This is a genomic window from Collinsella sp. WCA1-178-WT-3 (M1), assembly GCF_009696325.1.
Taxonomy (GTDB): Bacteria; Actinomycetota; Coriobacteriia; order Coriobacteriales; family Coriobacteriaceae; genus Collinsella.
On record NZ_VUME01000024.1, the window covers coordinates 1 to 2369 of the forward strand.

Annotated in this window: 1 protein-coding gene and 1 rRNA gene; both read right to left on the minus strand. The window is 57.4% G+C overall.

Annotated features, from left to right (window positions below; all coding sequences use genetic code 11):
* Positions 1–326: 326 nt before the first annotated feature.
* Positions 327–2021, minus strand: a complete 1695-nt coding sequence (locus FYJ40_RS08800; RefSeq protein ID WP_154518687.1) for a phospho-sugar mutase — start codon at positions 2019–2021, stop codon at positions 327–329.
* Positions 2022–2269: 248 nt separating this feature from the next.
* Positions 2270–2369 (minus strand): 5S ribosomal RNA (rrf, locus tag FYJ40_RS08805); the annotation flags it as partial.

The following is a 2369-nucleotide window of genomic DNA, read 5'->3' on the forward strand; positions in this document are numbered from 1 at the left end:
CCGCCTCTCGGCGGCCTTGCGAAAAACGAATCCAAGTCAGACCATTTCAAATGGTTCGATGTCTGCCCGGATGCGACACATCATGTGTGTCCATCCTCGCAGTATCCGGTTCTCAAGGTGCACGCCCTCGCGGTCAATCCGGTCCGACCGGGCCGCGCGGCAAGGAGATATATTGCCAGACCGGAGGGGCCCCGTGGGCGGGAATCTGGTTGCACACAACTCCTACACAGTTTGGGATTCTCAGCTGTATTTAGCAGTAAGAGAGAGGGGACCTCGTTTCCGAGATCCCCTTTTTCGTCTATCTATAGAAATAGGCTTTCAAAGCCTTAGGCCAACAGCTTGCGACCTGACTCCTCAATCGCGTCAAGTGCTGCATCAGCCTCGGCGGCATCCGCGCCCTTAGCGAAGATGTACAGCTTGATCTTGGGCTCGGTGCCGGAAGGACGGACAATACCCTTGTTGCCACCCTCAAGATCGAACTCAATGACATTAGCCTTCGGCAGGCCGTTCACGCAGGTGTTGTAATCCACAACGGCCTCGATCTTGGAGCCTGCGAGCTCCGCGGGCGGGTTCTCGCGCAGACCAGCCATGATGCCGGCCATCTTTGCCGCACCCTCAGCGCCCGGATAGCTCAGCGAAATCGTCTTGTTGTGATAGTAGCCATACTTCTCGTACAGCTCGTGCATCGCATCGGCAAGGTTCTTGCCCTGGAGCTTGTAATACTGCGCCATCTGGCAAATCAGAAGCGAAGTGCTCACGGCGTCCTTGTCGCGCACGTGGTCGCCGGCCAGATAACCGTAGCTCTCCTCGAAACCGAAGATAAAGCGATCGACTTCACCAGCATCGGAAAGCGAGGTAATGATGTCACCGATGTACTTGAAGCCCGTCAGGCAGCGACGGAGCTCAAAGCCATACTCCTCGGCCAGAGCATCGACCATGGCGGAAGAAACAATGGTAGTAACCGCGACCTTCTTGGTGAGATCCTCGCCGCGGGCGGCACGGGTCTTGCAGATATAGTCGAGCAGCAGAACGCCCATCTCATTGCCGGTCAGCAGCAGATAGTCATCACCATTCTTAACAGCAACGCCAACACGGTCGGCGTCAGGATCGGTTGCAAGCAGCAGATCGGGGTGAACCTGCTCGCACAGGTCGATTCCCTTCTGCATGGCCTGACGGATCTCGGGGTTAGGATACGGGCAGGTCGGGAAATCGCCGTTCGGGTCCTTCTGCTCGGGAACAACCGTGACATCGGTGATGCCGGCGCGCTCGAGCACCGTCGTGACGGGAATGAGGCCAGTGCCGTTGAGCGGAGTGTAGACGAGCTTAAGCGGAGCGCCAGCGATCTCCTCGGCAGAAAGGTTGGTCACGCCGCGCGCGAGAACGGCGTCGTAATAACGCTCGAGGCACGAGTCATCGATCCATTTGACAAGACCCTGCTCAAGAGCCTCATCGAAGTCCATGGACTTCACGCCAGTGAACGTATCGGTCTCGGCGATAGCCTTAGAAATTGCATCGGCGGCCTCGCTAGTGATCTGGCACCCGTCGGGGCCATATGCCTTATAGCCGTTATACGGCGCCGGGTTATGACTAGCGGTCATGCAAATGCCACCGGAGCACTTAAGGTCGCGGACGGCCCAGGAAAGCGTCGGCACGGGAGAAATCTTAGGGTACACGAGAGCAGTCACGCCGTTTGCTGCAAGAATGGCAGCCGTCGTCTTGACGAACAGTTCACCCTTATTGCGGCTATCGCGAGCAATGGCAACCGTCGGATGCTCAAAAGTCGCATTGAGATAGTCGGCGAAGCCCTGCGTTGCACGGCCGACCGTATAGATATTCATACGGTTGGTGCCAGCACCGATCGTGCCACGCAGGCCGGCGGTGCCGAAGGCAAGATCCTGGAAGAAGGCATCGGTGATGGCATCCTCGTCACCCTGCTCCTTCATCGTGTTGAGCTCGGTCAGCAGCTCATCATCCTTGACATTGGCAATCCAAGTATCAAGCAGCTCGTGAACATCTGCCATGTGCGTCCTTCCTTCATAAGCAATAAAACGGCCCGCCTAAAACAGGTCAAGCGCAGTATCACGCTTAAGTAGATAGTAATCCATTGAGTGTGTGAGACGGTCAGGAGAACGGTGAACGTCTGAATAAGACGGCAGATGATATCGTTGTAAAAATTGTCATTTAGTTAAATTGCCCGAGAAACGAAAAAGGGGGAGGCCGCGAGGCCTCCCCCTTCTCAGGTCAAGCGCACGGCTCGGTGCCGTCCACCGGTCAGCGGCGCCCTGGCCTCCCACGGGCTGGCCCCGCAGTACTCTCGGCGCGATGGGGCTTAGCTTCCGGGTTCGGAACGGGACCGGGCGTGCCCCCCA